At 40.2% G+C, this 21771-nt stretch carries 26 protein-coding genes; 15 read left to right on the forward strand and 11 right to left on the reverse strand.

From position 1 onward, the window contains the following. Positions 1 to 122 precede the first annotated feature (122 nt). On the reverse strand, positions 123 to 893 hold the full coding sequence (gene tpiA, locus C228_RS0100635) for a triose-phosphate isomerase (protein ID WP_018650800.1): 771 nt from the start codon (positions 891 to 893) through the stop codon (positions 123 to 125). A gap of 257 nt (positions 894 to 1150) precedes the next feature. Between tpiA and truD the strand changes: the two genes are divergently transcribed. The 8 genes from truD (at position 1151) to C228_RS0100675 (ending at position 6650) form a co-directional block, all read left to right on the forward strand. Next, positions 1151 to 2164: a tRNA pseudouridine(13) synthase TruD gene (truD, locus tag C228_RS0100640; protein ID WP_018650801.1), complete on the forward strand. Its 1014-nt coding sequence runs from the start codon at positions 1151 to 1153 to the stop codon at positions 2162 to 2164. Further along, positions 2164 to 2928, forward strand: coding sequence for a 5'/3'-nucleotidase SurE (surE, locus tag C228_RS0100645; RefSeq protein WP_018650802.1), 765 nt, complete (start codon positions 2164 to 2166; stop codon positions 2926 to 2928). Before truD ends, surE begins: the two co-directional genes overlap by 1 nt. Then, a complete protein-coding gene (locus C228_RS0100650; RefSeq protein WP_018650803.1) occupies positions 2929 to 3513 on the forward strand; it encodes a YqaA family protein in 585 nt (194 codons plus the stop codon). A 9-nt stretch (positions 3514 to 3522) separates the two neighbouring features. Then, complete coding sequence (locus tag C228_RS0100655) at positions 3523 to 4062, forward strand: LysM peptidoglycan-binding domain-containing protein (protein ID WP_018650804.1); 540 nt, start codon at positions 3523 to 3525, stop codon at positions 4060 to 4062. An 80-nt stretch (positions 4063 to 4142) separates the two neighbouring features. Further along, positions 4143 to 4340: a hypothetical protein gene (locus C228_RS0100660; RefSeq protein WP_018650805.1), complete on the forward strand. Its 198-nt coding sequence runs from the start codon at positions 4143 to 4145 to the stop codon at positions 4338 to 4340. A 27-nt stretch (positions 4341 to 4367) separates the two neighbouring features. Beyond that, positions 4368 to 5603 (forward strand): peptidoglycan DD-metalloendopeptidase family protein, encoded by a 1236-nt coding sequence (locus C228_RS0100665; protein WP_018650806.1) that lies wholly within the window; start codon positions 4368 to 4370, stop codon positions 5601 to 5603. Positions 5604 to 5671: 68 nt separating this feature from the next. Further along, a complete protein-coding gene (locus C228_RS0100670; protein ID WP_026313119.1) occupies positions 5672 to 6034 on the forward strand; it encodes a hypothetical protein in 363 nt (120 codons plus the stop codon). A gap of 52 nt (positions 6035 to 6086) precedes the next feature. Further along, positions 6087 to 6650, forward strand: coding sequence for a DNA-3-methyladenine glycosylase I (locus tag C228_RS0100675; protein WP_018650808.1), 564 nt, complete (start codon positions 6087 to 6089; stop codon positions 6648 to 6650). Positions 6651 to 6689: 39 nt separating this feature from the next. Here the strand turns inward: C228_RS0100675 and hemH are convergent, their stop codons facing one another. Beyond that, entirely contained in the window at positions 6690 to 7649 is a 960-nt protein-coding gene (hemH, locus tag C228_RS0100680; RefSeq protein ID WP_018650809.1) for a ferrochelatase, read from the reverse strand. Between the two features lie 273 nt (positions 7650 to 7922). Here hemH and rpmH point away from each other — a divergent pair, with 273 nt between their 5' ends. The 3 genes from rpmH to yidD are packed head-to-tail and all read left to right on the forward strand — an operon-like array spanning position 7923 to position 8717. Then, positions 7923 to 8057: a 50S ribosomal protein L34 gene (gene rpmH / locus C228_RS0100685; protein WP_018650810.1), complete on the forward strand. Its 135-nt coding sequence runs from the start codon at positions 7923 to 7925 to the stop codon at positions 8055 to 8057. A gap of 31 nt (positions 8058 to 8088) precedes the next feature. Further along, positions 8089 to 8454 carry a ribonuclease P protein component gene (gene rnpA, locus C228_RS0100690; protein ID WP_050560369.1) on the forward strand — a complete coding sequence of 122 codons (366 nt, stop codon included), beginning with the start codon at positions 8089 to 8091 and terminating at the stop codon, positions 8452 to 8454. Then, complete coding sequence (gene yidD, locus C228_RS0100695; protein WP_018650812.1) at positions 8412 to 8717, forward strand: membrane protein insertion efficiency factor YidD; 306 nt, start codon at positions 8412 to 8414, stop codon at positions 8715 to 8717. The genes rnpA and yidD overlap by 43 nt, the downstream gene beginning before the upstream one ends. A 56-nt stretch (positions 8718 to 8773) precedes the next feature. On the opposite strand, the gene glnA is transcribed toward yidD, so the two are convergent. The 6 genes from glnA to C228_RS0100725 all read right to left on the reverse strand — a co-directional run bounded on the left by glnA (position 8774) and on the right by C228_RS0100725 (position 13877). After that, entirely contained in the window at positions 8774 to 10189 is a 1416-nt protein-coding gene (gene glnA / locus C228_RS0100700) for a type I glutamate--ammonia ligase (protein ID WP_018650813.1), read from the reverse strand. 394 nt (positions 10190 to 10583) lie between these two features. Further along, the gene (cpdA, locus tag C228_RS0100705; RefSeq protein WP_018650814.1) at positions 10584 to 11411 is read right to left on the reverse strand and encodes a 3',5'-cyclic-AMP phosphodiesterase; all 828 of its coding nucleotides are present in this window, start codon (positions 11409 to 11411) and stop codon (positions 10584 to 10586) included. A gap of 204 nt (positions 11412 to 11615) precedes the next feature. Further along, positions 11616 to 12239 (reverse strand): ADP-ribose diphosphatase, encoded by a 624-nt coding sequence (gene nudF / locus C228_RS0100710; protein WP_018650815.1) that lies wholly within the window; start codon positions 12237 to 12239, stop codon positions 11616 to 11618. Between the two features lie 9 nt (positions 12240 to 12248). Next, positions 12249 to 12668, reverse strand: a complete 420-nt coding sequence (gene psiE / locus C228_RS0100715; protein WP_018650816.1) for a phosphate-starvation-inducible protein PsiE — start codon at positions 12666 to 12668, stop codon at positions 12249 to 12251. Then, positions 12661 to 13389 (reverse strand): 4'-phosphopantetheinyl transferase family protein, encoded by a 729-nt coding sequence (locus C228_RS0100720; protein ID WP_018650817.1) that lies wholly within the window; start codon positions 13387 to 13389, stop codon positions 12661 to 12663. The genes psiE and C228_RS0100720 overlap by 8 nt, the downstream gene beginning before the upstream one ends. Positions 13390 to 13448: 59 nt before the next feature. Further along, the gene (locus C228_RS0100725; protein ID WP_018650818.1) at positions 13449 to 13877 is read right to left on the reverse strand and encodes an EamA family transporter; all 429 of its coding nucleotides are present in this window, start codon (positions 13875 to 13877) and stop codon (positions 13449 to 13451) included. Between the two features lie 170 nt (positions 13878 to 14047). Between C228_RS0100725 and nhaA the strand changes: the two genes are divergently transcribed. Further along, positions 14048 to 15232, forward strand: coding sequence for a Na+/H+ antiporter NhaA (nhaA, locus tag C228_RS0100730; protein WP_018650819.1), 1185 nt, complete (start codon positions 14048 to 14050; stop codon positions 15230 to 15232). Between the two features lie 141 nt (positions 15233 to 15373). Continuing rightward, positions 15374 to 15868, forward strand: a complete 495-nt coding sequence (locus C228_RS0100735; protein WP_018650820.1) for a ricin-type beta-trefoil lectin domain protein — start codon at positions 15374 to 15376, stop codon at positions 15866 to 15868. A 35-nt stretch (positions 15869 to 15903) separates the two neighbouring features. Here C228_RS0100735 and dtd read toward each other — a convergent pair whose 3' ends face one another. Both dtd and C228_RS0100745 read right to left on the reverse strand, forming a co-directional pair. Next, entirely contained in the window at positions 15904 to 16338 is a 435-nt protein-coding gene (gene dtd / locus C228_RS0100740) for a D-aminoacyl-tRNA deacylase (protein WP_018650821.1), read from the reverse strand. After that, positions 16335 to 17168, reverse strand: coding sequence for a virulence factor BrkB family protein (locus C228_RS0100745; protein ID WP_018650822.1), 834 nt, complete (start codon positions 17166 to 17168; stop codon positions 16335 to 16337). Before C228_RS0100745 ends, dtd begins: the two co-directional genes overlap by 4 nt. A 386-nt stretch (positions 17169 to 17554) precedes the next feature. Here C228_RS0100745 and C228_RS0100750 point away from each other — a divergent pair, with 386 nt between their 5' ends. Continuing rightward, a complete protein-coding gene (locus tag C228_RS0100750) occupies positions 17555 to 17899 on the forward strand; it encodes a hypothetical protein (protein ID WP_018650823.1) in 345 nt (114 codons plus the stop codon). A 44-nt stretch (positions 17900 to 17943) separates the two neighbouring features. On the opposite strand, the gene proA is transcribed toward C228_RS0100750, so the two are convergent. Further along, on the reverse strand, positions 17944 to 19182 hold the full coding sequence (gene proA / locus C228_RS0100755; RefSeq protein ID WP_018650824.1) for a glutamate-5-semialdehyde dehydrogenase: 1239 nt from the start codon (positions 19180 to 19182) through the stop codon (positions 17944 to 17946). 200 nt (positions 19183 to 19382) lie between these two features. Here proA and C228_RS0100760 point away from each other — a divergent pair, with 200 nt between their 5' ends. Further along, entirely contained in the window at positions 19383 to 21677 is a 2295-nt protein-coding gene (locus C228_RS0100760; RefSeq protein WP_018650825.1) for a TonB-dependent hemoglobin/transferrin/lactoferrin family receptor, read from the forward strand. The last annotated feature ends 94 nt before the right edge of the window (positions 21678 to 21771 follow it).

The raw sequence follows: 21771 nt of genomic DNA on the forward strand, positions 1-21771 counted from the left end.
GTACAGACAAGAGGTTTGTGCCTATTTTTTATTTATGCCATTCCATATGAATAACCATAAAAAAAGCGGTCGGATTTGCAAAATTTTTACAAATCCGACCGCTTGTTAACGCATTAAATTAATTAGGCTTTCGCTTTTTCCGCAGCTTTTACGATAACCGCAAATGCAGGTGCTTTTAATGACGCACCGCCGACTAATGCACCGTCGATATCCGGCTGAGTGAATAATTCCGCTGCATTCGCATCGTTTACAGAACCACCGTATTGGATGATAACTTGATCCGCAACCGCTTGTGATTTAGCTGCGATGTGACCACGGATGAATGCGTGAACCGCTTGTGCTTGAGCAGGAGTTGCAGATTTACCTGTACCGATTGCCCAGATTGGTTCGTATGCAATTATCGCACCGTTAAACGCTTCAACGCCTAACGCATCAATTACCGCATCAATTTGTTTTGCACATACCGCTTCTGTTTGACCTGCTTCATTTTCCGCTTCAGTTTCACCGATACATAATACCGGTACTAAGCCTGCCGCTTTTAACGCACCGAATTTTTTCGCAATAAACTCATCGCTTTCTTTGTGGTAAGTACGACGCTCAGAGTGACCGATAATGATATATTTTGCACCGAAGTCTTTTAACATTTCTGTTGAAATGTCACCTGTAAACGCACCTTGTACATTTACATCTACGTTTTGTGCGCCTAATGCAATTACTGATTGACCCGCTAATGCCGCTTCTGCTTCCGCTAAGTACATTACCGGTGGAGCGATTGCAACATCACAGCCTTTAACATCCGCTAATTCTGCTTTTAAGCCGGCAATTAACTCTTTTGTAAATGCTTTGCTACCGTTTAATTTCCAGTTACCCATTACAAGTGGACGACGTACCATTTTATTTCTCCTATTGAGTTTGAATATAAAAATATAAGCGGTGTGAACTATATCAAATTTTGCAAAAGAATTTGATTCTTTTCTGAAAGAATTACGATTTATATCAAGTATCAAACGGAACATTTTCTTTTTTCTTGGCTAAAATCCGAATATGCAGGTTTAAAAGTTAGCTATAACTGATAGAATAACGATATTTGAAAGAAACGGCTGAAAGGTATCTTTGGATACCTTTTTTATGCTTTATAAAAGGGCGTATAATGCAATTAAATTATCTCTTAGGGAAGCCACAGCAAGTGGGCAGATTAAAGGCGGAATTTGCAGATTTTATCGTGCGAGAAGAGCTTGGTTATCCGCTTAGCGGTGAAGGTGAATTTGTTGCGGTAAAAATCCGTAAAACCAATGCAAATACACTGTTTGTCGGTGAACAGTTAGCGAAATTTGCTGGTATTTCAGCAAAAAATATGAGTTATGCGGGGCTGAAAGATCGCCATGCGGTTACCGAACAATGGTTTTGCTTACATTTGGCCGGTAAAGAAACGCCGAATTTTTCACAATTTGAATGCGAAGGCGTAGAGATTTTAGAGGTTACTCGCCATAACCGTAAGATTCGTGTCGGGAGCTTAGACGGTAATCATTTTGAGGTGTTATTACGTGATGTAAGCGAATCGGATGAACTCAACCAACGTTTAAGTCAATTACAAGCGGTCGGATTTCCAAATTATTTTACAGAACAACGCTTTGGGCGTGACGGTCATAATTTAACCCAAGCACTCCGTTGGGCAAACGGCGAAATTAACGTTAAAGATCGCAAAAAGTGTAGCTTCTATCTATCAGCAGCACGTAGTGAAGTGTTTAATTTAGTTGTTTCGCAACGTATTGCAGATCGTTTAACCCAAACCGTTTTAGCTGGTGATTATGTGCAATTGGCTGGTTCGAACAGTTTCTTTGTGGTCGAACAAAATGAAATTGCGGAAATTCAACAGCGACTCAATTCGGCTGATGTGTTATTAACCGCACCATTAATCGGTGAAAAATCCTTAGATTTGAATGCGAATGAAATGGAAACGGCAATCGTTACTCATCATACGGTGTTAGTCGAATTAATGAAAAAAGAGCGAATGTCAAATGCACGCCGCGCAATGTTCTGTAAACCGCAAAACTTTTCATGGGAATTTGAGTCTGAAGGTTTACGCCTTAAATTCTTTTTAGATTCAGGTAGTTATGCGACTGCACTAGTACGTGAATTAATTCAATTAACGGAACAAGAGTGATGAATATTTTAATCAGCAATGACGACGGTTATCATGCGCAAGGGATTCAAATACTCGCAAAAACATTACGTGATGCAGGACATTCTGTGACGGTCATTGCGCCAGATCGCAATCGCAGTGCTGCCTCAAGTTGCCTTACATTGATGGAGCCTATTCGTGTACATCAAATTGATGATTTTAACTATTCAGTGATTGCGGGTACACCGGCAGATTGTGTACACTTAGCGCTCAACGGTTTTTTACCGACGGCATTTGATTTAGTGATTTCAGGGATCAATCATGGCGCGAATCTAGGTGATGATGTTGTTTATTCCGGCACGGTTGCCGCCGCTTTGGAAGGGCGGCATTTACCGCTACCGAGTTTAGCAATTTCGCTTGTCGGTAAAAAGTCACAGGGACATCTATTCGGTAATAATCATTTTGAAACGGCAGCTAAAGTAGTCTTGGATTTATTACCGAAAGTACAAAAAGGTATTTTACCAGCACGTCAGATTTTAAATATCAATGTGCCGGATGTGCCTTATGAACAAGTAAAAGGCGTGATGGTGACTCGTTTAGGGCATCGTTCGCCAGCTGCGGAAATTGTAAAACGAGAAGATCCTCGAGGTTTAACAATTTATTGGTTAGGTGCGAATGGCATACCAGTGGATGCCAGCGAAGGGACGGATTTCTACGCATTAGAACACGATTATGTGTCAATTACGCCGATTCAGGCGGATATGACAGCCCACTATTCAATCCAAGCGTTAGAGGATATTTTCTAAATGAAACTATTCGGTACAATTTATGATAAAACGATGGAATGGTCTAAACACCGTTTCGCTGTTTTTGGGTTAAGCTTTGTGAGTTTTATTGAGGCGATTTTCTTCCCAATTCCGCCGGATGTGATGTTGATTCCAATGTCGATGAGTAAACCGCAAAATGCAACTAAATATGCGATTTATACGACCGTTGCTTCGGTTTTAGGCGGTATAATCGGTTATTTTATCGGTTTATATGCGTTTGATTGGGTGCAAGGCATCATTGCTGATTGGGGAATGCAAGCAAACTTTGACAAAGCGAAATCTTGGTTTGAAACTTGGGGTGTGGCGGTTGTTTTTTTAGCTGGCTTCTCGCCAATTCCGTATAAAGTGTTTACAATCTGTGCTGGTGTAATGCAAATGGCGTTTTTCCCGTTTGTGGTTACTGCCGCTATTTCACGCTTTGCTCGTTTTATTTTAGTTACCAAACTTTCGGCATGGGGCGGTGAAAAATATGCAGAAAAAATCCGCCGTTCTATCGAATTAATTGGCTGGGGGACGATTGCATTGGCAGTTGTCGCTTATCTGGCTTATGAATTATTTAAGTAAGGATATTATATGAAAAAGTCACTTTTACTTTTGCCATTAATGGTCTCGTTAGGATTAACCGCTTGTAATTCTTCTTCCGAATCTGAAGCAAGCGTAGCTGAAGCAGGTTCATCAACCACTTCTGCGATTCCAACTTGGCAATCATCTGAAACTATTCAGGCAACGGATATGCCGGCTTCAATGAGCTCAGCACCAACTCACACAATCGGACAGACCTCAACAACTTACAATACGATACCGACAACTTATAACACGGCTCCACAAGCGGTTACACAATCGCAGCCGGTAGCCGTTCAGCCTCAACCTGCTTCTGTGGCGCAATCTGAGACTATCGGTAATTGTCAGGTAGTTCGCGATAGTATGGGGACACCGGTATATGCGCAAATGATTAAAGGCTGTTATACCGACAGCAGCTATACGGTAGGCAAACGTGATACGATGTATCTTATTTCCTACTTAACTGGTCAAACACCGACGCAAATTGCTGCATTGAATAACATCAGTACCACGACCAAGTTACAAGTTGGTCAAGTACTGCGCGTAAGATAATATGCCAACATAATCATTTATTTAACGGCAGCCGTGATGACGACTGTCGTTTTATTCGTTTATAGATTTAGTAAAGCAAAATGAAAAAAGTATTGTGTTTAATCCCGTTAGTGCTAGGTTTAGCCGCTTGTGGTTCAAATCAATCTGATTCAAAGGATGAGTTGGAACTAGCACCGGGCGTTATGCAACCTGTTTCAGGTTCTGGTGCAGAAGAAGGCAGTTATAGCTGGACTTCAGAAGTGGAATCAGCGCCAATGCCGGCATCGATGACTAAGTAACCTATTTATAAAAGGACACGTAACAAAATGAAGAAATCGTTTCTCCTATTGCCTGTAGCCGCACTTATTTTAACTGCATGTAGTTCAAATGATCCAGCGCCGGTAGTGAGTGCAAAAGATAGCATGGAATTAAGCCCGGGTGTCATACAACCGGTATCTGGTATAGCACCAACCACTTACGGTTGGCAGTCTGATATTCAGCCGGCATCAATGTCTACAACAATGGGAAATGCACCGGCAAGCGTGCCTGCTGTTTCTCAGCCAGTGGTAGCCAATCCGGTCATTACCGAGCAACCGGCTCAGCCTCAAACAGTCACAAAGATTGTTAAAAAGACAAAAACAGTGGAGAAAAAAGTAAATCAAAATTTCGAGATCCCGCGTGATGCGAATAATGCACCGGTATATAGCCAAATTCAAAAAGGCTTTTATGATGGTTCAACTTATACGGTACGTAAAGGCGATACCATGTTCTTGATTGCTTATATTATCGGTAAAGATGTAAAAGAAATTGCCGCACTCAATAATATGAGTGAGCCGTATCAATTAACCGTAGGGCAAAAACTGAAAACAGGTAAATCGGCAACAGAAACAGTAACGGTAGAAGAAAAAGTGACGGTGCCGGTTGAGCCGAAAGTGACTTATCAGCAAGGTGCAAACGGAACCACTTATTCTTCTGACGGTAATATTACTGGCCCAGTAAAAGCAAGTACTGGTGCTGCTCCGGCTGTGACATCAGTGGCAAATAATGGTATTCAAGCTTCAGTAGGTACGGCTGCAACAGCAACATCCGGTGGTGTAGTGGCAACCGCAGCAACCGCTCCGGCTGTGCGTGCGACAACGGCAACTTCACCGAATTACTCTACATCAAATACGGTAGCTGCACCGGCTTCAAACTTTAAATGGCAATGGCCGACAGCCGGTCGTGTTGTATCCGGTTTCTCTTCTGCAGAGGGCGGCAATAAAGGTATTGATATTGCAGGTTCTAAAGGTCAAGACGTAAAAGCGGCAGCGGCAGGTAAAGTTGTGTATGCAGGTAATGCTTTAGAAGGCTACGGTAACTTAATTATCATTAAACACAGCGATGATTTCTTAAGTGCTTACGCACATAACGATAGCATCAAAGTAGATGAGCAAGATAATGTAAGTGCTGGCGAAACCATTGCGAAAATGGGTAGCACCGGCACCAATAGTAACAAACTTCATTTTGAAATTCGTTACAAAGGTAAGTCTGTTGACCCAACACGTTATTTACCGAAAAAATAGTAATTTTTAGTTAAAATATGACCGCTTGTGAGTGCGAACAAGCGGTCTTTTTTCATCAATTTTTTACAATGCGAACATTATTACTCATCAACGTATGTATTGGCTTTCTGGCTTCTTGTGAAATTAACCAAGGAAGTATCGGTATAAAACGAGACAAGTCCAGCTGCTTATCATCAAGCGGTTTTAGTTACTCATTTTTGCAGAAAGAATGTATACAACCTTTCAAGCTGGCGAATCTTCGTTTAGTTGATCCTATAAATAGTCAATTGGCGATTTATGTCGTCTTATCCGAAGATAAATCTCAAGCGGAATTATTTTCGGCAAACTTAGCGCAAGGCATAATTTTAGAAGCGGTAAAAGGCGGCTACTTATCAAAAGATAATCGAATCCGATTAATCAAGCGTGCCGAAGGTTGGAAAATTTATTTATAAATTAGCCCGCTTGTTATTTGAGAAGCGGTTGTTTTTATGAGGAAAATAGTAAATGGTTACACGTTGTGGCTGGGTTGGCGAAAGTGAAATTTATATCAATTATCACGATCAAGAATGGGGTAAGCCTGAATTTGATAACCGCAAATTATTTGAAAAAATTTGTTTAGAAGGGCAGCAAGCGGGACTTTCTTGGATTACGGTTTTGAAAAAGCGTGAGGCTTACCGTCAGGCATTTTTCCAGTTTGATCCAGAGCGTATTTCACAAATGACGGAAGAAGATCTCGATCAACTTATGCAAAATGCCGGTTTGATTCGCCACCGCGCTAAACTGGAAGCGATTGTTAAAAATGCCAAGGCTTATCTTACTATGCAAGCAAATGGAGAAGATTTCAGCCGGTTTATCTGGGCATTTGTAGGTGGCAAACCACAAATTAATGATGTACCAGATTTATCAGTCGTACCGGCAAAAACGGAAGTTTCAGCTGCAATGTCGAAGGCGTTAAAAAAGAAAGGTTTTGTATTTGTCGGTGAAACCACGTGTTACGCCTTTATGCAATCGATGGGATTGGTGGATGATCACCTGAATGATTGCTGTTGCAAATTGAGCCAATCTTAAAGGCTTGGCGCAAGTAGAGCACTTGCGCCAGCATTTTACTTAGATCTTCGCTTCAATCAGCTTAGCTAATGCGTTGATATGATCTGCATTCGCATTAAGTGCCGGAATATAGCGATAAGATTGCCCGCCTGCGTTGAGGAAGTTTTCTTTGTTTTCCTCGGCAATTTCTTCTAATGTTTCCAAACAGTCTGCTGCAAAGCCAGCACAAATTACGGCAATTTTATTCACGCCTTGCTGTGGTAACCTTTCCAAGGTTTCATCTGTATAAGGTTGTAACCATTCTTCATCACCAAAACGAGATTGATAAGTTACCAACCATTGTTCGCCAGCAAGCGATAATTTGTCTGCGACTAATTGTGCGGTTTGCTGGCAATGCTCCGGATAAAAATCACCTTCAGTTTGATAGCGCTTAGGAATACCGTGGAACGAAAACAATAATTTTTCATCTTCAGCTAACTGAATCGTATTCGCTAGAGCCTGAATATAAAGCGGATCGTTGTGATAACTATGGATAAACTCAAACGGCACGATTTTACGCTGTTGAGCTAAACTGTGAGCAAAAGCATCTAACACCGAGGCGGTTGTGGTACTGCTGTATTGCGGATAAAGTGGTAACACAATGATTTTATTCACACCAGCTTTAATTAAGCGGTCGGTTGCGCTTTTGATGCACGGATTACCATAGCTCATCCCAAGTTCCACCAAGACATTTTGGTTTTGTTGATTAAAGTAATCTTGTAGTGCTTGTTGTTGTTGGCGTGAAATGGCTAGTAGCGGTGAGCCTTGTTCTGTCCAGATCTCACGATAAAGCTTCGCAACCTTGGGAGATCTTTTAGGTAAAATGATCCCGTTTAAGATTAGTTGCCATTTGAATTTAGGTAAGTCGATCACGCGCGGATCACTTAAAAATTGTTTTAGATAGCGTTTTACCGCCGGAGCAGTAGGCTCGTCAGGAGTGCCAAGATTTGCAAGTAGTACGCCGATTTTGTTTGAAGTCATGCTCATGTTCGTTTGAATAAGGATTAAAATAACTGAATTTTGCGTTAATTCGGATATGAACACAAATAGAATTTTTGCGTTAATTACAGAGGTAGGCGATAATCTATACCAAGCGGTCTTTTTTCAGAAAAACTTTGCAAATAATTGAAGGGTATTTTGCTTTCGTCCTTGATTTTTATTTAATTTATCGGTAAAATCGCGACTCTTTTTTATGGTTCCCGTTTGGCAAAGATTTAATTCCAGCCAACATATTTAAATATTTAGGTAATAGCAATGAAACGTACATTTCAACCTTCTGTATTAAAACGTGCTCGTACTCACGGTTTCCGTACTCGTATGGCTACTAAAAACGGTCGTCAAGTTTTAGCACGTCGTCGTGCTAAAGGTCGTAAATCTTTATCTGCATAATTTGCAGGTAAAGCAAAGCCTTATCACATCAGTGAAAAAGCTAACTTTTTCTCGGGAGCTACGTTTGTTAGCTCCTATTCAATTTAAAGCTGTGTTCGAACAACCGCTTCGAGCTAGCACTCCCGAACTTACTATTCTCGCTCGCCATAATCGTCTTGATATTCCTCGTCTTGGTTTAACTGTTGCTAAAAAACATTTAAAGCGTGCTCACGATCGTAATCGTATTAAACGTATTGTGCGTGAAAGCTTTCGTTTAAAACAGCATGAATTACCAAGTGCAGATTTCGTGTTTGTGGCAAAAGGCGGTATCGGTAAGCTCAATAATGCCACTCTTTTTGTGATGCTGGAGAAGCTATGGGCTCGTCACATCCGTCTGGCGAACAAGCCGCAGGCGTAAAAGTAGCGCCTTCAATTGGGGCTCGTTTATTATTGTCATCAATCTATTTTTATCGTTATTGCATTAGTCCGTTAATTGGGCCTCGTTGTCGTTTTTATCCGACGTGCTCAACTTATGCGGTCGAGGCAATAAAGCTACATGGTGCAGTAAAAGGGGGGTGGCTAGCGACTAAACGTATTGCACGTTGTCACCCTTGGAGCGAAGGGGGGGAAGATCCGGTACCAGGTTGTTGTAGTAAACAACATTCGCACGAAGATCAGTAGCTAAAATAGCAATAAGAAAGGCGCCCAAGCGGTCGCCTTTTTCGATCTTTTTGCAATTATGCGTAGTACATTTCGAATTCTACCGGGTGTGGTGTCATATTTAAACGCTCAACTTCTTTACGGCGAATATTGATATATGCATCCACGAATTCTTTCGAGAATACACTGCCTTGAGTTAAGAACTCATAATCAGCTTCAAGTGAATCTAACGCTTCTTCTAATGAGCTTGCCACTGCCGGAATTTCTTTAAGTTCTTCCGGTGGTAAGTCATAAAGGTTTTTATCCATTGCATCGCCCGGATGAATTTTATTAATAACACCGTCTAAACCTGCCATTAATAACGCCGCAAAACAGAGGTATGGGTTTGCTAACGGGTCCGGGAAGCGGGCTTCAACACGTGTTGCTTTCGGGCTGGTTACCGCTGGGATGCGAATTGATGCCGAACGGTTACTCGCTGAATAAGCTAATAATACTGGTGCTTCAAAGCCCGGTACTAAACGTTTGTATGAGTTTGTACTTGGGTTGGTAAACGCATTTAATGCTTTTGCGTGTTTAATGATACCGCCGATATAATAAAGCGCAGTTTCAGATAAACCGGCATATTTGTCACCCATAAATACGTTTTTGCCGTCTTTGCTTAATGACATATTACAGTGCATGCCTGAGCCATTATCACCTGCAAACGGTTTTGGCATAAAGCAAGCTGTTTTACCGTGTTCTAACGCAACATTTTGCACGACATATTTATAGATCTGTGTTTCGTCTGCTTTTAACGTTAGGCTGTTAAATTTAGTCGCAATTTCATTTTGACCTGCTGTCGCCACTTCGTGGTGGTGTGCTTCAACCACTAAGCCCATATCTTCTAAAATTAGGCACATCTCCGAACGAATATCGTGTGCCGAGTCGATTGGTGCGACTGCACAGTAACCGCCTTTTTTAAGTGGACGATAGCCTGTATTGCCGTCTTCATATTTACGATTTGTGTTCCAAGCCGCTTCAATATCATCAATTTTGTACGACACGTTGTTCATACCAACGTTATAACGTACATCATCAAATAAGAAGAATTCCGGTTCCGGGCCGAACATTACGTTATCAGCGATACCGGTTGATTTCAGATAGTTTTCTGCACGAATAGCAATTGAACGTGGGTCTCGGTCGTAAGATTGCATTGTGTTTGGGTCGTAGATGCTACAGCGGATAGTAAGAGTAGGGATTCGAGCGAAAGGGTCAACAACAGCGGTTTCAGCGATTGGCATTAAAAGCATATCGGCTTTATTGATTGCTTTCCAACCTTCAACAGATGAACCGTCGAACATTTTACCTTCTTCAAATAAGTCTTCTAAATCGTCACCGATTAAACTTACCGGGAGTGAAACACCGTGTTCTTTACCTTTGATATCGGTAAATTTTAACATTACGAATTTGATATCGTTATCTTTGATTAAATCAAATACTCTTTTTACAGACATTGTGGAAGTTCCTTCAAGCGGGTTGATTTTCACAGGAATTTGCGAAAGTAAAAAGATACAAGAATTTGAGAAAATTTTAAATAGATAAACAGATTTATTTGCAAAAATTTTCGATTCGAAAGTAAAAATCTTTCGAATGCTGTTTGTAACGGAACTTAATCGTTTGTGTAAGGACAAAAGATAACCATCTGCGCAGAAAGCAGATGGTCTTAGTTACGAAATAGATTTATGGTCGGATCTCTACGAAAAAGAATCATTTGCATGAACTATTTAAAAGCTAATATGTCTATCTATACGTGCGGACTTGATTCTGACAGTTAAAAATTTTATTCATTATGTATCAAATGGGCTGGGCTTTACACCTAGCCATTTTTATTTGTGTACGCTGTTTCGCTTAATAGCCTTTTGACTGGAAGTCCGGTAAAAAATCGTTCGAATTTAATCGCTTTACTTCGGTTTCTATCTTACCGTCTTCAAATAGACTGAGTTCTCGCCAGCCTTGCGGTAAGAGATCTAGAGTAAATTCATCGCAATTCGGCTTAAATTGAATGCAAGTTGAAGGGGTTGCCAACACACGATAACCTTTCCACTCGGCATCGACTTCTTGGTGAATATGTCCGTGTAAAATAGCTTTAACATACGGATATTGGCTCAGCACTTTCGCCAGTGCCTCACTATTTTTTAAGCAATGCTGATCAAGCCATGCGGAATTAGTCGGCAAAATATTATGATGTAGTACAACTAAGGTATAACGTTCAGGATATTCAGCTAATTTGCTATTTAACCAAGCAAGTTGTCCGAAAGATAAATTGCCGCTAGGCGCGTTTGCGACTTGGCTGTTAAGTAAGAGTATTTGCCAATGCGAGCCTGCTAGAATTTGTTTTTCTGCTTGGATATGCGGATGCCTAGCTAAATAGAGGCTCATTTGCGGTTGTCTATCATGATTTCCCTCCAACCAAAAAATCGGTTTAGCAAGCGGTTTAACCATTTCTGCAAAACGATGGTAGGCTTCAGGATTGTGATCTTGGATAAGATCGCCGGTGGCAAGCACTAAATCGTAGTTAAATGAAGTTTGTCGGATTTGATCAAGTACCGCCTGAAAGCTGTCGGTCGTGTTTACGCCGAGTAATTTTTCATGCTCAGCGGAAAATAGATGGGGATCAGTGATTTGGAGTAGTCGCACAACAGGTTCCTTTTTACCTAGTGAATAAAAGCCGTTCATTATTTTTCTCCTTATTAAGCGACTACTTTTGTGCTCTCATGGTTCAATACTTTACTATGTTATTTTAGTTTATCAGCTATTGATGATTAAAAATGAGCGTTATGCCTCATTTTTCACAGAAATTTACGTTTTTTGAGCATTTATCCCACAAATTCGCCCTCCAAAAGAGGGCGAAAACTTTTAGTCAATCGAATAAACCGTTTCTTACTTTTGATATTTTTGATAATTAAGTTGCAGCCATTGTAAGCCGACAACCGCAATCACATTGTCAATTTTCCCTTCGCAAACCCATTGATAGGCTTGTTCACGGCTTACAACGTGTACCAAAATATCCTCGCCTTCTTCTTCTAAACCGTGTACCGCTCCCGATTGAACCGTTGAGCTATCGACTAAACCAAGGAATAAATGTAAACGCTCTAATTGTCCGCCCGGACTATCCCAAATGCTCAGTGCGTGCTCCACTTTTTCTACGTATAAACCGGCTTCTTCTTGCGCTTCTCGGATTGCCACTTCAGCCGGATTTTCGTTACCTTTATCTACCATGCCGGCAACCAGTTCCAGTAGCCAAGGCGATTTATTCGAATGAGGATCATAAGCACCGATACGAACCTGTTCTACTAATACCACGCTATCACAAACAGGATCATAGGCAATCAGCGCAGATGCTGCCCCTTTAATTAATAATTCACGTACAATTTCACTGCTCATTTCGCCGGAAAATAATTTATGGCGAAAGTGCATTTTTTTCAGTTCAAAATGCCCTTTATATACGGTTTCTTCTTTGAGTATATGCAAGTCGTGTTGTGAGAATTGAAGAATCTCAGCCATATAAATTCCTTAGCTTTTACATAAGCGGTCTGTATGAACAATAAATAATGTAATAATCATCACTAAAATAGATAGCGCAAATAACAGTGTATGCATTGCATTAGAATGATCGACAATAATTAAGCGCACCATGGCGGTAATCCCGATATACAGGAAGTAGCGCAGAGGGAAGTGATAATTATATTTAAAATATTGCACGATCAACGCTAAAAATTCGAAATAGAGGAAGAAAATCACAATTTTCTCGGCAATTTGGAATTTTTCGCTGTGGTTTGCCAATAATTCGAATAAAGAATAGGCTTCGGAAAAGAGCGAATAAGAGAGTAATAACCCCACTACTAATAATGAAATATTGAGCGTCCACTGGAAAAACTCGGAAATAATTTTTCCAAAGCAGGAGTGTTTTTCTGCTAATGTGAGTTTAGGCATTTGAATTCCTTGGATTAACTTGGTAAACAAGCGGTTGAAAATCGGAAATTTTTTGCAATTCCCTTGCTTTCCATTCGCTAAGAACGGCAAGCGAGTTCGCTAAATCTTGATAAAAATAACATAAGTAAAACGGTAGTTGATGATAAAAATGTAATGTCCCAGTCGGGCAGTATGCCGAACGAACAATGCGCTGTTGTGGAAAATGTTGTACTTCAGACAATTTCACAATTCCCACGCCTTGTGATTTCAGTACCGCTTCATGTAAACACCAACTCAAATAAAAGCGATCGGCTAATTCAGTAAACGGTGTATGATTTCGCTCAAGTAAGCCTTCAATTTCTGCCGCATGGGCGTAATGACGTAACAGATCGGTATAACGTCTTACTTTTTGCGGATATTCAATATCAATCCCCACTTGTAATTTACTTTTATGATAGCAAAAGATCACTGCCACCCATTCGCCGGAATGGCTGATATTAAAATCGATGTTCTCATGTTGCACAAAAGGTCTGCCGCTTTGCGTACGTTGAATATCATCCAATAAATTTAGTGGTAATTGATATTTTTGAAACAGTTGAGTCAATAGAAAATGGGCGGTTCTGCGGCTTTTCCAACGTTTTAATTGGCGTTCGGAAAGCCCTGCCGGCGGTAAAAAAGGAAGTGGTATCGGCTCATCATAATGAGCAAATACCACTTCAATAATTGGGAATGAATCTGCCATAAATGGGGTCTTACAAGCGGTTAAATTTAATCGAAATTTTGCAGAAAATTAGCGATATTCTACCGCTTTATCGCAAGGGTTAAAACACCTGCTGCGACAAGCGCAATACCGATCCAATCTTGAGCGCTCGGTCTTTCACCTAAAAAGATCACGGCAAATACGGTAACCAAAACAATACTAAATTTATCAATCGGGGCAACTTGCGAAGCATTCCCTATTTGTAATGCTTTGAAATAGGCAAGCCACGAAACGCCGGTTGCTAGTCCTGATAAGATTAAAAATGTCCAGTTTTTACCAGTCAAAGAGCCGAACGGCTGCCATTTACCGCTATAAGTCAGAAAGGCGGCGAGAGAGATCAGAATGACTACCGTCCGGATAAAGGTGGCGAAATCCGAATCAATACCTTGTAAGCCGATTTTAGCAAAAATTGCAGTAAGTGAAGCGAATAATGCGGAAGCGAGTGCCCAATAAAGCCATTCATTTGACATTGTGATCCTCCTTTTGGTTTAAAAATAAGCAAATAGATGAAATTTACCCCTTATTTTAACAAAATTACTACGAATTCTACTTTTGTATTAGGTTAAAAAAATGTTAATGTCAGAAAAGAGGTAAAACGAAGTTTAAACATAATAACCTCATTTAACGATAGGAGATTTTTATGATCAAACAGATTCAGAAATTTCTGAAACTAGAAGCAGCAAGTGGGATTTTATTGTTGGTTTCCGCCTTACTCGCAATGATTTTTGCGAATACGGATTTAAAACAACTCTATTTTAGTTTTTTGCAAACAGAGGTAGCGATTAAGTTTGGTGCCTTTAGCATTGATAAGCCGTTACTCATGTGGGTAAACGACGGTTTTATGGCGGTCTTTTTTATTTTAGTCGGCTTAGAAGTAAAGCGAGAATTGTTTGAAGGCTCATTATCCAGTTACCAAAAAGCCGCTTTTCCAGCTTTTGCCGCTATCGGCGGAATGGTGATTCCGGCATTAATTTATTGGATGATTAACCGTGATTTCCCCGCTTATAAAGATGGTTGGGCAATTCCGATGGCAACCGATATTGCATTTGCGTTAGGTATTGTTGCTTTACTCAGTAAACGAGTGCCGCCGGCACTCAAGGTGTTTTTACTTGCCTTAGCGATTATTGATGACCTTGGCGCAATTGTGGTCATTGCCTTGTTCTTCTCACATGAGATGAGTATTCAAGCGCTGATTATTGCGAGTATTTCGATTTTGATTTTAATCGGTATGAATCGCTATAAAGTAGTCGGGTTAATGAACTATGCGATTATTGGTACGATTTTATGGGCATCGGTGTTGAAATCTGGTGTACACGCCACATTAGCGGGTGTGATTATCGGTTTCTGTATTCCATTGCGCGGTAAAAACGGTGAAGCGCCGTTGCATCATCTTGAACATGCGCTTGCGCCATGGTGCTCATTTGCGATTCTACCGTTATTTGCATTCTCAAATGCCGGTGTGTCGTTAAGTGGTATGAGTTTAGAACAAATCACTTCCCCTTTACCTTTAGGCGTGGCTTTAGGCTTAATTATCGGTAAACCGCTTGGTGTATTCTTATTTAGTTATTTAGCGGTTTTATTGCGTATTGCGAAGTTACCGAAAGGCATTAATTTTAAACAAATTTTTGCGATTGCCGTACTGTGCGGTATCGGCTTTACTATGTCGATGTTTATTGCAGGGCTTGCTTTCGGCGAAGAACATGCGGACGAGAACCTATTAGCGTTTGCTCGTTTAGGTATTTTAATGGGAACTTTCGTTTCGGCGATAATCGGTTATTTCCTATTAAAATTGACAACGAAGTCAAACTTGATGAAAGCGGCGTAAGCGGTCTGATTTTAGTGACTTTTCGCAAGTTAAATGCCTCAACGACTCGGTTGGGGCATTTTCATTTTAACCTTTGGGAACTTTTAGCCGTTACGTCATTCTTATCACTTTAAAAAAGTTAAAATAATAAAGGAGATGTGCATGAAAAGAACCCTATTCCCGCTAATGTTGGCGTTGCCGGCTTGTGTTTATGTTGTCCCGCCTAATACTGATGCGAGTAGCTATCCTACTCATCAGCCGAATGTCATTATTATTCCGAATCAACATGATTATCCTCGTTCAACGCACCAAGGATTAATTAGAACGGCATCCGGTCAATGCTTGGATCAAAGCGGTTCGAATTATCGTGGCGTAATTGCTTATCGTTGCCACGGTAAAGCGAATCAGCGTTTTAAATTCGTGAATTCGCAGATTAAGATGAATGGGCAGTGTTTAGATGTTGGTGGCGAACACCAAGACGACGGTACAAAAGTGATTACTTATCGTTGTCATGGCGGTGAAAATCAGCAGTGGTTTAGAGACGGGCAGCAAATTCGTAGTGCTATGAGCGGTAAATGTTTAGATATTGGTAAACAAGGTAATAAACTGGCGATTTATCAATGTGACGGCAGCCGAGGACAACAATTTTTCTATTAAGTAAAAAGGTGCAATTAATTGCACCTTTTTTCGTTTTAAACCTGTAACCAAAAAGTGACCGGCCCATCATTTTGCAAGCTGACTTGCATATCCGCCGCAAATTGTCCGGTTTGAGTATGGATTTTCCGAGCAGCTTGCTGATGGAAGTATTCGTATAACGCATTCGCCTCTTGAGGGGCTGCACCGTGCGAAAAACTTGGGCGTAAACCTTTGTTGGTATCGGCTGCCAAAGTAAATTGCGATACTACTAATAAACTTCCGCCGGCTTGTTGTACGTTTAAGTTCATTTTGCCTTGCTCGTCGGAAAACACTCGATAGTTAAGCACCTTTTCAAGTAATTTATCCGCTTTGGCTTGGTCGTCACCTTGTTCTACACCGAGTAATACTAATAAACCCTGTGAAATTTCACCGACCGTTTGGCCTTCCACTTCCACTTTTGCCCATTTTACACGTTGGATTAAGCCGATCATAAATTGAGTTTTCCTTTTTTCATTTCATTATATACATTTAGAGTAGAGGTAATTAGTCCGCCGAACAGTACCACTTGCCAGCTCAAATGAATCCATAACAGCATAATCGGTAATACGGCTAATGCGCCGTAAATCGCTTGATAAGACGGAAAAGTGGTAATGTACCAAATAAACGCCTGTTTACCTAAGGTAAAAAAGATAGCTGCGATAATTGCCCCTATCATAGCGTGAAAAATGTTGACTTGAGTGTTTGGCACAAGCCAATAAACACTCGTAAACAGTAACCAAATTAGTACAAAAGGAGCATGTTGCAGAAGATATTGACTAAAGGATAATAACCCATCTTCATTAAAAATCGCCATTGAAAAGATATATGAGCTAATCGCAATGCTACTGCCTGCAAGTAACGGTGCAATAAATAAAATGACGGCATATAGCAAAAAAGAGATAAAAATTGACCGCTTGCGGTGGTTACGCCACATTTTATTAAGCGTTTCATCAATACTTTTAATCAGCATTAGAGCGACCACGACCAAACCGATTGTACTCACAATTCCCATTTTTTTTGAGTTTGCCACAAACAGATCAATATATTCTTCAACCATATCGCCGGCATTTGGAGCAAAGTTATCATAAATCAGCGTTTTCAGCTGAATGGTCGCTTCCTGAAAGATGGGAAAAGCAGTAAAGATAGAAAATATCACCATAACCAACGGCACAATCGCTAATGTTGTACTGTAAGTTAAGTAGCCGGCTGAAATTGGAATGTTGTGAATTTTCCAGCGTTTGAGTAATAACTTTAGAAAGAGTGGTAGCGTAAAAGAGAGCATTTCCTATATTTTTTACCTATTTTTATATCAGTATAAAAGAATTGTTAATCGTATTGTATACATAAGCTATTGTCATAAATTGTATTATACGTTATTGATGATACACTTTATTTTACTTAAACTTACATTTTGTTGTGGTGTTTTATTATAATTAAAGGGGAATATTTTATATCATCAATTTCATTAGATACTGTAGAAGTAACAAGATCCTCAGAAAGGGAACAGAGAGCTGAATCGATATTATTGATAAATGGTCAATAGAAATTAAAGAATTAATTACAGAGGAAGAGGCATTTTTCTATAGAGCACTTGTAAGACGTAGCAAGCCTAAACCAACTAAAAGCTCGAACAACCATGAATGATTACTATATTGGGAAAGATATAATATGCCATCTGCCATTGTTGAAATCCTAAAAGAAATAAGTTGGTTTATTTCACATTCTTTTTTAAGTCAAAATCCGATTATTTTTATTCTTTCTTGGGGAATGTCTAGTTATGCAATGAGTTATTGTGCAGATAAGTATTATCACTTATGGTTGGTAAAAATAGTACTAGGTATTTTTATCAGTTTTATCTTGTTTCTGACTTGCTATGTAATGTTTTTTACCATTGGTATTTCTATAACGGATAGATTCAGAATTAGTTTGTTATTCCCCCTCTTTAAGATATTTGGGGGAACTATGATCGGTGGTTTAAGCTATTTCTATTTCAATAGAAAGGTAAATGGATGATTAAAAGTAAGAGCATTGAACTAATTTCAATGCCCTTTTTATATTTATTTTCTAACCAAATAATCTCCTTCACAGACCCATTTATAGGTGGTGAGCGCCTCTAACCCCATTGGACCTCGTGCGTGGAGTTTTTGGGTGCTGACCGCGACTTCCGCCCCTAAACCGAATTCACCACCATCGGTAAAACGAGTACTGGCGTTGATATAGACCGCCGCCGCATCGACTTGGGCGACAAACTGGCGGGCAAGTTGGTAATCGGAAGTCAGAATTGCTTCCGAATGTTGCGAGCCGTATTCACGAATATGTTCCACCGCTTTGGCTAAGTTATCGACTACCACCACATTTAAATCTAACGAAAGCCATTCTTGGCGCATTCTTGCTTGATCAAGCGGTTCAATTCCCTCAGCTTTTTGCAAATCATCGGCATGTAATGTTACGCCTAACGCTTTCATTCGATTTGCAAGTTTCGGTAAAAATTCGACCGCTATTTCCTTTTCAACTAATAAGGTTTCGAGCGTGTTACACGTGCTTGGACGTTGTGTTTTGGCATTCGCAATTAGCTCTAGTGCTTTTTGTTGGTCGGCACTTTTTTCGACAAACATATGACAAACACCGATACCGCCGACAATTACCGGAATGGTTGAGTTCTCTTTACAGAATTGATGTAAACCGGCACCGCCACGAGGGATCACCATATCAATGTAACGATCGAGTTTTAATAATTCGAGTAATAAAGCACGATCCGGATTGGTGACTGTCTGAACAGCTAGTTTCGGTAAACCGGCAGCTTCTAACGCTTGTTGCACCACTTCCACTAACACCGCATTGGTAAATTTAGTTTCTTTGCCACCACGTAGAATTACCGCATTACCAGTTTTTAAACAGAGAGAAGCAACATCAATCGTGACGTTCGGACGTGCTTCATAAATGGTAAGAATCACACCGAGCGGCACACGCTGGCGTTCAATTTTCAGTCCTGAATTTAACACGCCGCCGTCAATCACTTGCCCAACCGGATCAGCTAATTTCGCTACGTTACGCACATCGTTGGCAATACCTTGTAAACGGCTTTCATTTAATAACAAACGGTCGATGATAGCGGTCGAAATTCCCTGATTTTTTGCAAATTCAATATCTTTGGCATTAGCGGCAAGGATTTCAGCCGAGCGTTGTTCAAGCTGTTGAGCAATGGTAAGTAGTGCTTGATTTTTTTGAATGCTTCCGAATTGAGCCAATTCAACACTGGCGATTTTAGCTTGTTGCGCTAGGGTGATCATTTGCATAGTGGTATCTCTAAATAGTTGGAATGTTCAACAGTCTATCATAGCTATTTGTCTAGATGAAAGTAGAAATTTTAGGTTAATTGGTAAGAAAAATAATTCTCATTTATATGGATTGAAGTTGCAATTTATGTTTATAATTGTAATTATTTGTCTTTAACGAAAATAAAAGTCAATTGTAAGAAAAATAAGAAGGGAATCCAATGAAGGCCTATCAAAAAATATCAATGGCGACGTTACTTGCGGCTTTTGGCGTAGTAAATGCGGCACAAGCACAAGAAATAGCGGCAGAACTAGAGGAAATTACCGTAACGGCTGAACAAGAGCAGTCGAAAAAAATTGGTGAAATTAAGAAAAATCGCCGAGCAATTCAAGAGGAATTAATCGCTGATACTAAAGATTTAGTGCGTTATACCACTGATGTGGGGATTGCCGATAGCGGTCGTCATTTAAAAGGTTTTGCTATGCGTGGAGTGGAGGGCAACCGCGTAGGAATCAGTATTGATGGGGTAAACTTGCCGGATTCGGAAGAAAACTCGCTTTACGCACGTTATGGTAACTTTAATACTTCACGTTTGACCATTGATCCCGAGTTAGTCACAGGGATTGATATTGTACGAGGTCCGGATTCATTTGCTACAGGTAGCGGTTCGCTTGGCGGCGGAGTAAATTATCGTACTTTAGATGCAGCGGATATTGTGTTACCCGGCAATAAATTCGGTGTGTTATTAAAAAATAGCTATGCTAGCAAAAACAGCGAATGGGTACATACTGCCGGCGCAGCCTATAAAGATGAGAAGTTGGAGGCGGTCTACTTATATTCCACCCGTTACGGTCACGAGCAAAAAAGTTTAGGTAACGGCAGAGTTGCTTGGAACAACTCTAGCGGCGCACCAGATCCGTCATTTCACCGTAATCACAGTAATTTAGTGAAATTGGGTTACCTATTTAACGAAAAACATCGTATAAGCGCTTCTTATAGTAACCAACTTGCAACTGCATTTACCGATGAACGCTCTTATAACTTTTATGATTCATCATGGCGTGATACCGATGATGAGGGTGAACGTCATAATGTTAATGTGGCTTACGAGTATTTCCCAACCAGCGGTTATTTATCTTATTTAAAAACCGAATATGATTACCAAAAAACCGATGTGCGTGCAATTAACTACAAAGGAAGTAGTGATTTCCAAAAATTACATATTAAGCAATCGTTAGATGAAATTTACGACCGTAATATGAATAATGAATTTCATCGTATCGGTTTACGTTTAGATTCAATCCCGTTTGAAACGGATTACGGCACACACCAAGTCACGTTACGCACAGCAGTATCACAACGTGATTTTAAAAATGAAAATACCGATACTTATTTATTTTCTAACTCAACATCCAGTTTGACTTATGCGATTCAGCACCCGATTCGCACACGTGCGTTTTATTTTGCCGCACAAGATAAAATTCAGTGGAATGAAATGTTCTCCGGTTCGGCAGGTTTACGTTATGACCAAGAACAACTTGTCCCACAAGAGCTGAATGCTAAATGTTATAATTGCGATCCCCGTGGTAAAGCGACGACATTTAAAAATTTAACCGGTTCATTAGGCTTAAATGCACAAGTAACACCGGTATGGAATTTAGGTTATTACGTTTCAACCGGTTATCGTGTACCGTCTGCTTCGGAGATGTTCTTCTCGTATAGACACCCATCGGGTAACTGGCTTGCGAATCCGTACTTAAAAGCGGAGCGCAGCGTTAATAACTCAATTAATATTCGAGGCGAAAACCGGCTTGGGCGTTTAAATGTGAATCTATACCACATTCGCTATAAAGATTTCTTGTTTGAACAAGAAACTAATGGTTTAATTCAGATGGAATGTGATGCGCATTGTCAATACTACGGCTATAACTCAATTAATCCGACTATTTTTAACCAAGCGATTAATGTGGATAAAGCACGTATTTCCGGTTTGGAAGTGACGAGCAAAGTAAATTTAGATCAAGTTACCGCATATATTCCGCAAGGCTTTAAATTCTTAGGCAGCGTGGGTTATTCGAAAAGTAAATTATACGGCACGGAGGCAAGCTTACTTTCTGTCCAGCCGGTAAAAGTGATTTTAGGCTTAAGCTATGAAGATCCGAATGATATTTGGGCTATCCACTCTCGTTGGACTTATTTAGGCGCTAAACACGCCAAAGATGCGACCATTGTTACTTATGATAATTCTCGTACCAAACGAGTAAGCCAACCGTTCCCATATTTAAATGGTTCGGCAACTTTATTTGATGTATACGGCTTTTGGAAAGTACATAAAAATGTGACTTTACGTGCAGGTTTATATAATATTTTCAATCGTAAATATCATACGTGGGACGCATTGCGCGGCATCAATCGCTTAGGTACAACCAATACGGTTGATAAAGAGTTACGAGGTTTAGAACGTTTTGTTGCACCAGGACGTAACTATTCGGCTTCAGTAGAAATTCGTTTCTGATTTGATATAAGCGTTTTAATAAACTATAGAAAACACGGATTACACAGTATTGTTGTAATTCGTGTTTTTTTATGGGTAAAGGAAATTTTGTGAG

The sequence above is a fragment of the Actinobacillus capsulatus DSM 19761 genome, from assembly GCF_000374285.1.
Lineage (GTDB): Bacteria > Pseudomonadota > Gammaproteobacteria > Enterobacterales > Pasteurellaceae > Actinobacillus > Actinobacillus capsulatus.

What these genes read in the sequence shown, in the direction of transcription:
- tpiA (WP_018650800.1), bottom strand. Translation starts at nt 893, where the DNA reads ATGGTACGTCGTCCACTTGTAATGGGTAACTGGAAATTAAACGGTAGC.
- truD (WP_018650801.1), top strand. Translation starts at nt 1,151, where the DNA reads ATGCAATTAAATTATCTCTTAGGGAAGCCACAGCAAGTGGGCAGATTA.
- surE (WP_018650802.1), top strand. Translation starts at nt 2,164, where the DNA reads ATGAATATTTTAATCAGCAATGACGACGGTTATCATGCGCAAGGGATT.
- C228_RS0100650 (WP_018650803.1), top strand. Translation starts at nt 2,929, where the DNA reads ATGAAACTATTCGGTACAATTTATGATAAAACGATGGAATGGTCTAAA.
- C228_RS0100655 (WP_018650804.1), top strand. Translation starts at nt 3,523, where the DNA reads ATGAAAAAGTCACTTTTACTTTTGCCATTAATGGTCTCGTTAGGATTA.
- C228_RS0100660 (WP_018650805.1), top strand. Translation starts at nt 4,143, where the DNA reads ATGAAAAAAGTATTGTGTTTAATCCCGTTAGTGCTAGGTTTAGCCGCT.
- C228_RS0100665 (WP_018650806.1), top strand. Translation starts at nt 4,368, where the DNA reads ATGAAGAAATCGTTTCTCCTATTGCCTGTAGCCGCACTTATTTTAACT.
- C228_RS0100670 (WP_026313119.1), top strand. Translation starts at nt 5,672, where the DNA reads ATGCGAACATTATTACTCATCAACGTATGTATTGGCTTTCTGGCTTCT.
- C228_RS0100675 (WP_018650808.1), top strand. Translation starts at nt 6,087, where the DNA reads ATGGTTACACGTTGTGGCTGGGTTGGCGAAAGTGAAATTTATATCAAT.
- hemH (WP_018650809.1), bottom strand. Translation starts at nt 7,649, where the DNA reads ATGACTTCAAACAAAATCGGCGTACTACTTGCAAATCTTGGCACTCCT.
- rpmH (WP_018650810.1), top strand. Translation starts at nt 7,923, where the DNA reads ATGAAACGTACATTTCAACCTTCTGTATTAAAACGTGCTCGTACTCAC.
- yidD (WP_018650812.1), top strand. Translation starts at nt 8,412, where the DNA reads ATGGGCTCGTCACATCCGTCTGGCGAACAAGCCGCAGGCGTAAAAGTA.
- glnA (WP_018650813.1), bottom strand. Translation starts at nt 10,189, where the DNA reads ATGTCTGTAAAAAGAGTATTTGATTTAATCAAAGATAACGATATCAAA.
- cpdA (WP_018650814.1), bottom strand. Translation starts at nt 11,411, where the DNA reads ATGAACGGCTTTTATTCACTAGGTAAAAAGGAACCTGTTGTGCGACTA.
- nudF (WP_018650815.1), bottom strand. Translation starts at nt 12,239, where the DNA reads ATGGCTGAGATTCTTCAATTCTCACAACACGACTTGCATATACTCAAA.
- psiE (WP_018650816.1), bottom strand. Translation starts at nt 12,668, where the DNA reads ATGCCTAAACTCACATTAGCAGAAAAACACTCCTGCTTTGGAAAAATT.
- C228_RS0100720 (WP_018650817.1), bottom strand. Translation starts at nt 13,389, where the DNA reads ATGGCAGATTCATTCCCAATTATTGAAGTGGTATTTGCTCATTATGAT.
- C228_RS0100725 (WP_018650818.1), bottom strand. Translation starts at nt 13,877, where the DNA reads ATGTCAAATGAATGGCTTTATTGGGCACTCGCTTCCGCATTATTCGCT.
- nhaA (WP_018650819.1), top strand. Translation starts at nt 14,048, where the DNA reads ATGATCAAACAGATTCAGAAATTTCTGAAACTAGAAGCAGCAAGTGGG.
- C228_RS0100735 (WP_018650820.1), top strand. Translation starts at nt 15,374, where the DNA reads ATGAAAAGAACCCTATTCCCGCTAATGTTGGCGTTGCCGGCTTGTGTT.
- dtd (WP_018650821.1), bottom strand. Translation starts at nt 16,338, where the DNA reads ATGATCGGCTTAATCCAACGTGTAAAATGGGCAAAAGTGGAAGTGGAA.
- C228_RS0100745 (WP_018650822.1), bottom strand. Translation starts at nt 17,168, where the DNA reads ATGCTCTCTTTTACGCTACCACTCTTTCTAAAGTTATTACTCAAACGC.
- C228_RS0100750 (WP_018650823.1), top strand. Translation starts at nt 17,555, where the DNA reads ATGCCATCTGCCATTGTTGAAATCCTAAAAGAAATAAGTTGGTTTATT.
- proA (WP_018650824.1), bottom strand. Translation starts at nt 19,182, where the DNA reads ATGCAAATGATCACCCTAGCGCAACAAGCTAAAATCGCCAGTGTTGAA.
- C228_RS0100760 (WP_018650825.1), top strand. Translation starts at nt 19,383, where the DNA reads ATGAAGGCCTATCAAAAAATATCAATGGCGACGTTACTTGCGGCTTTT.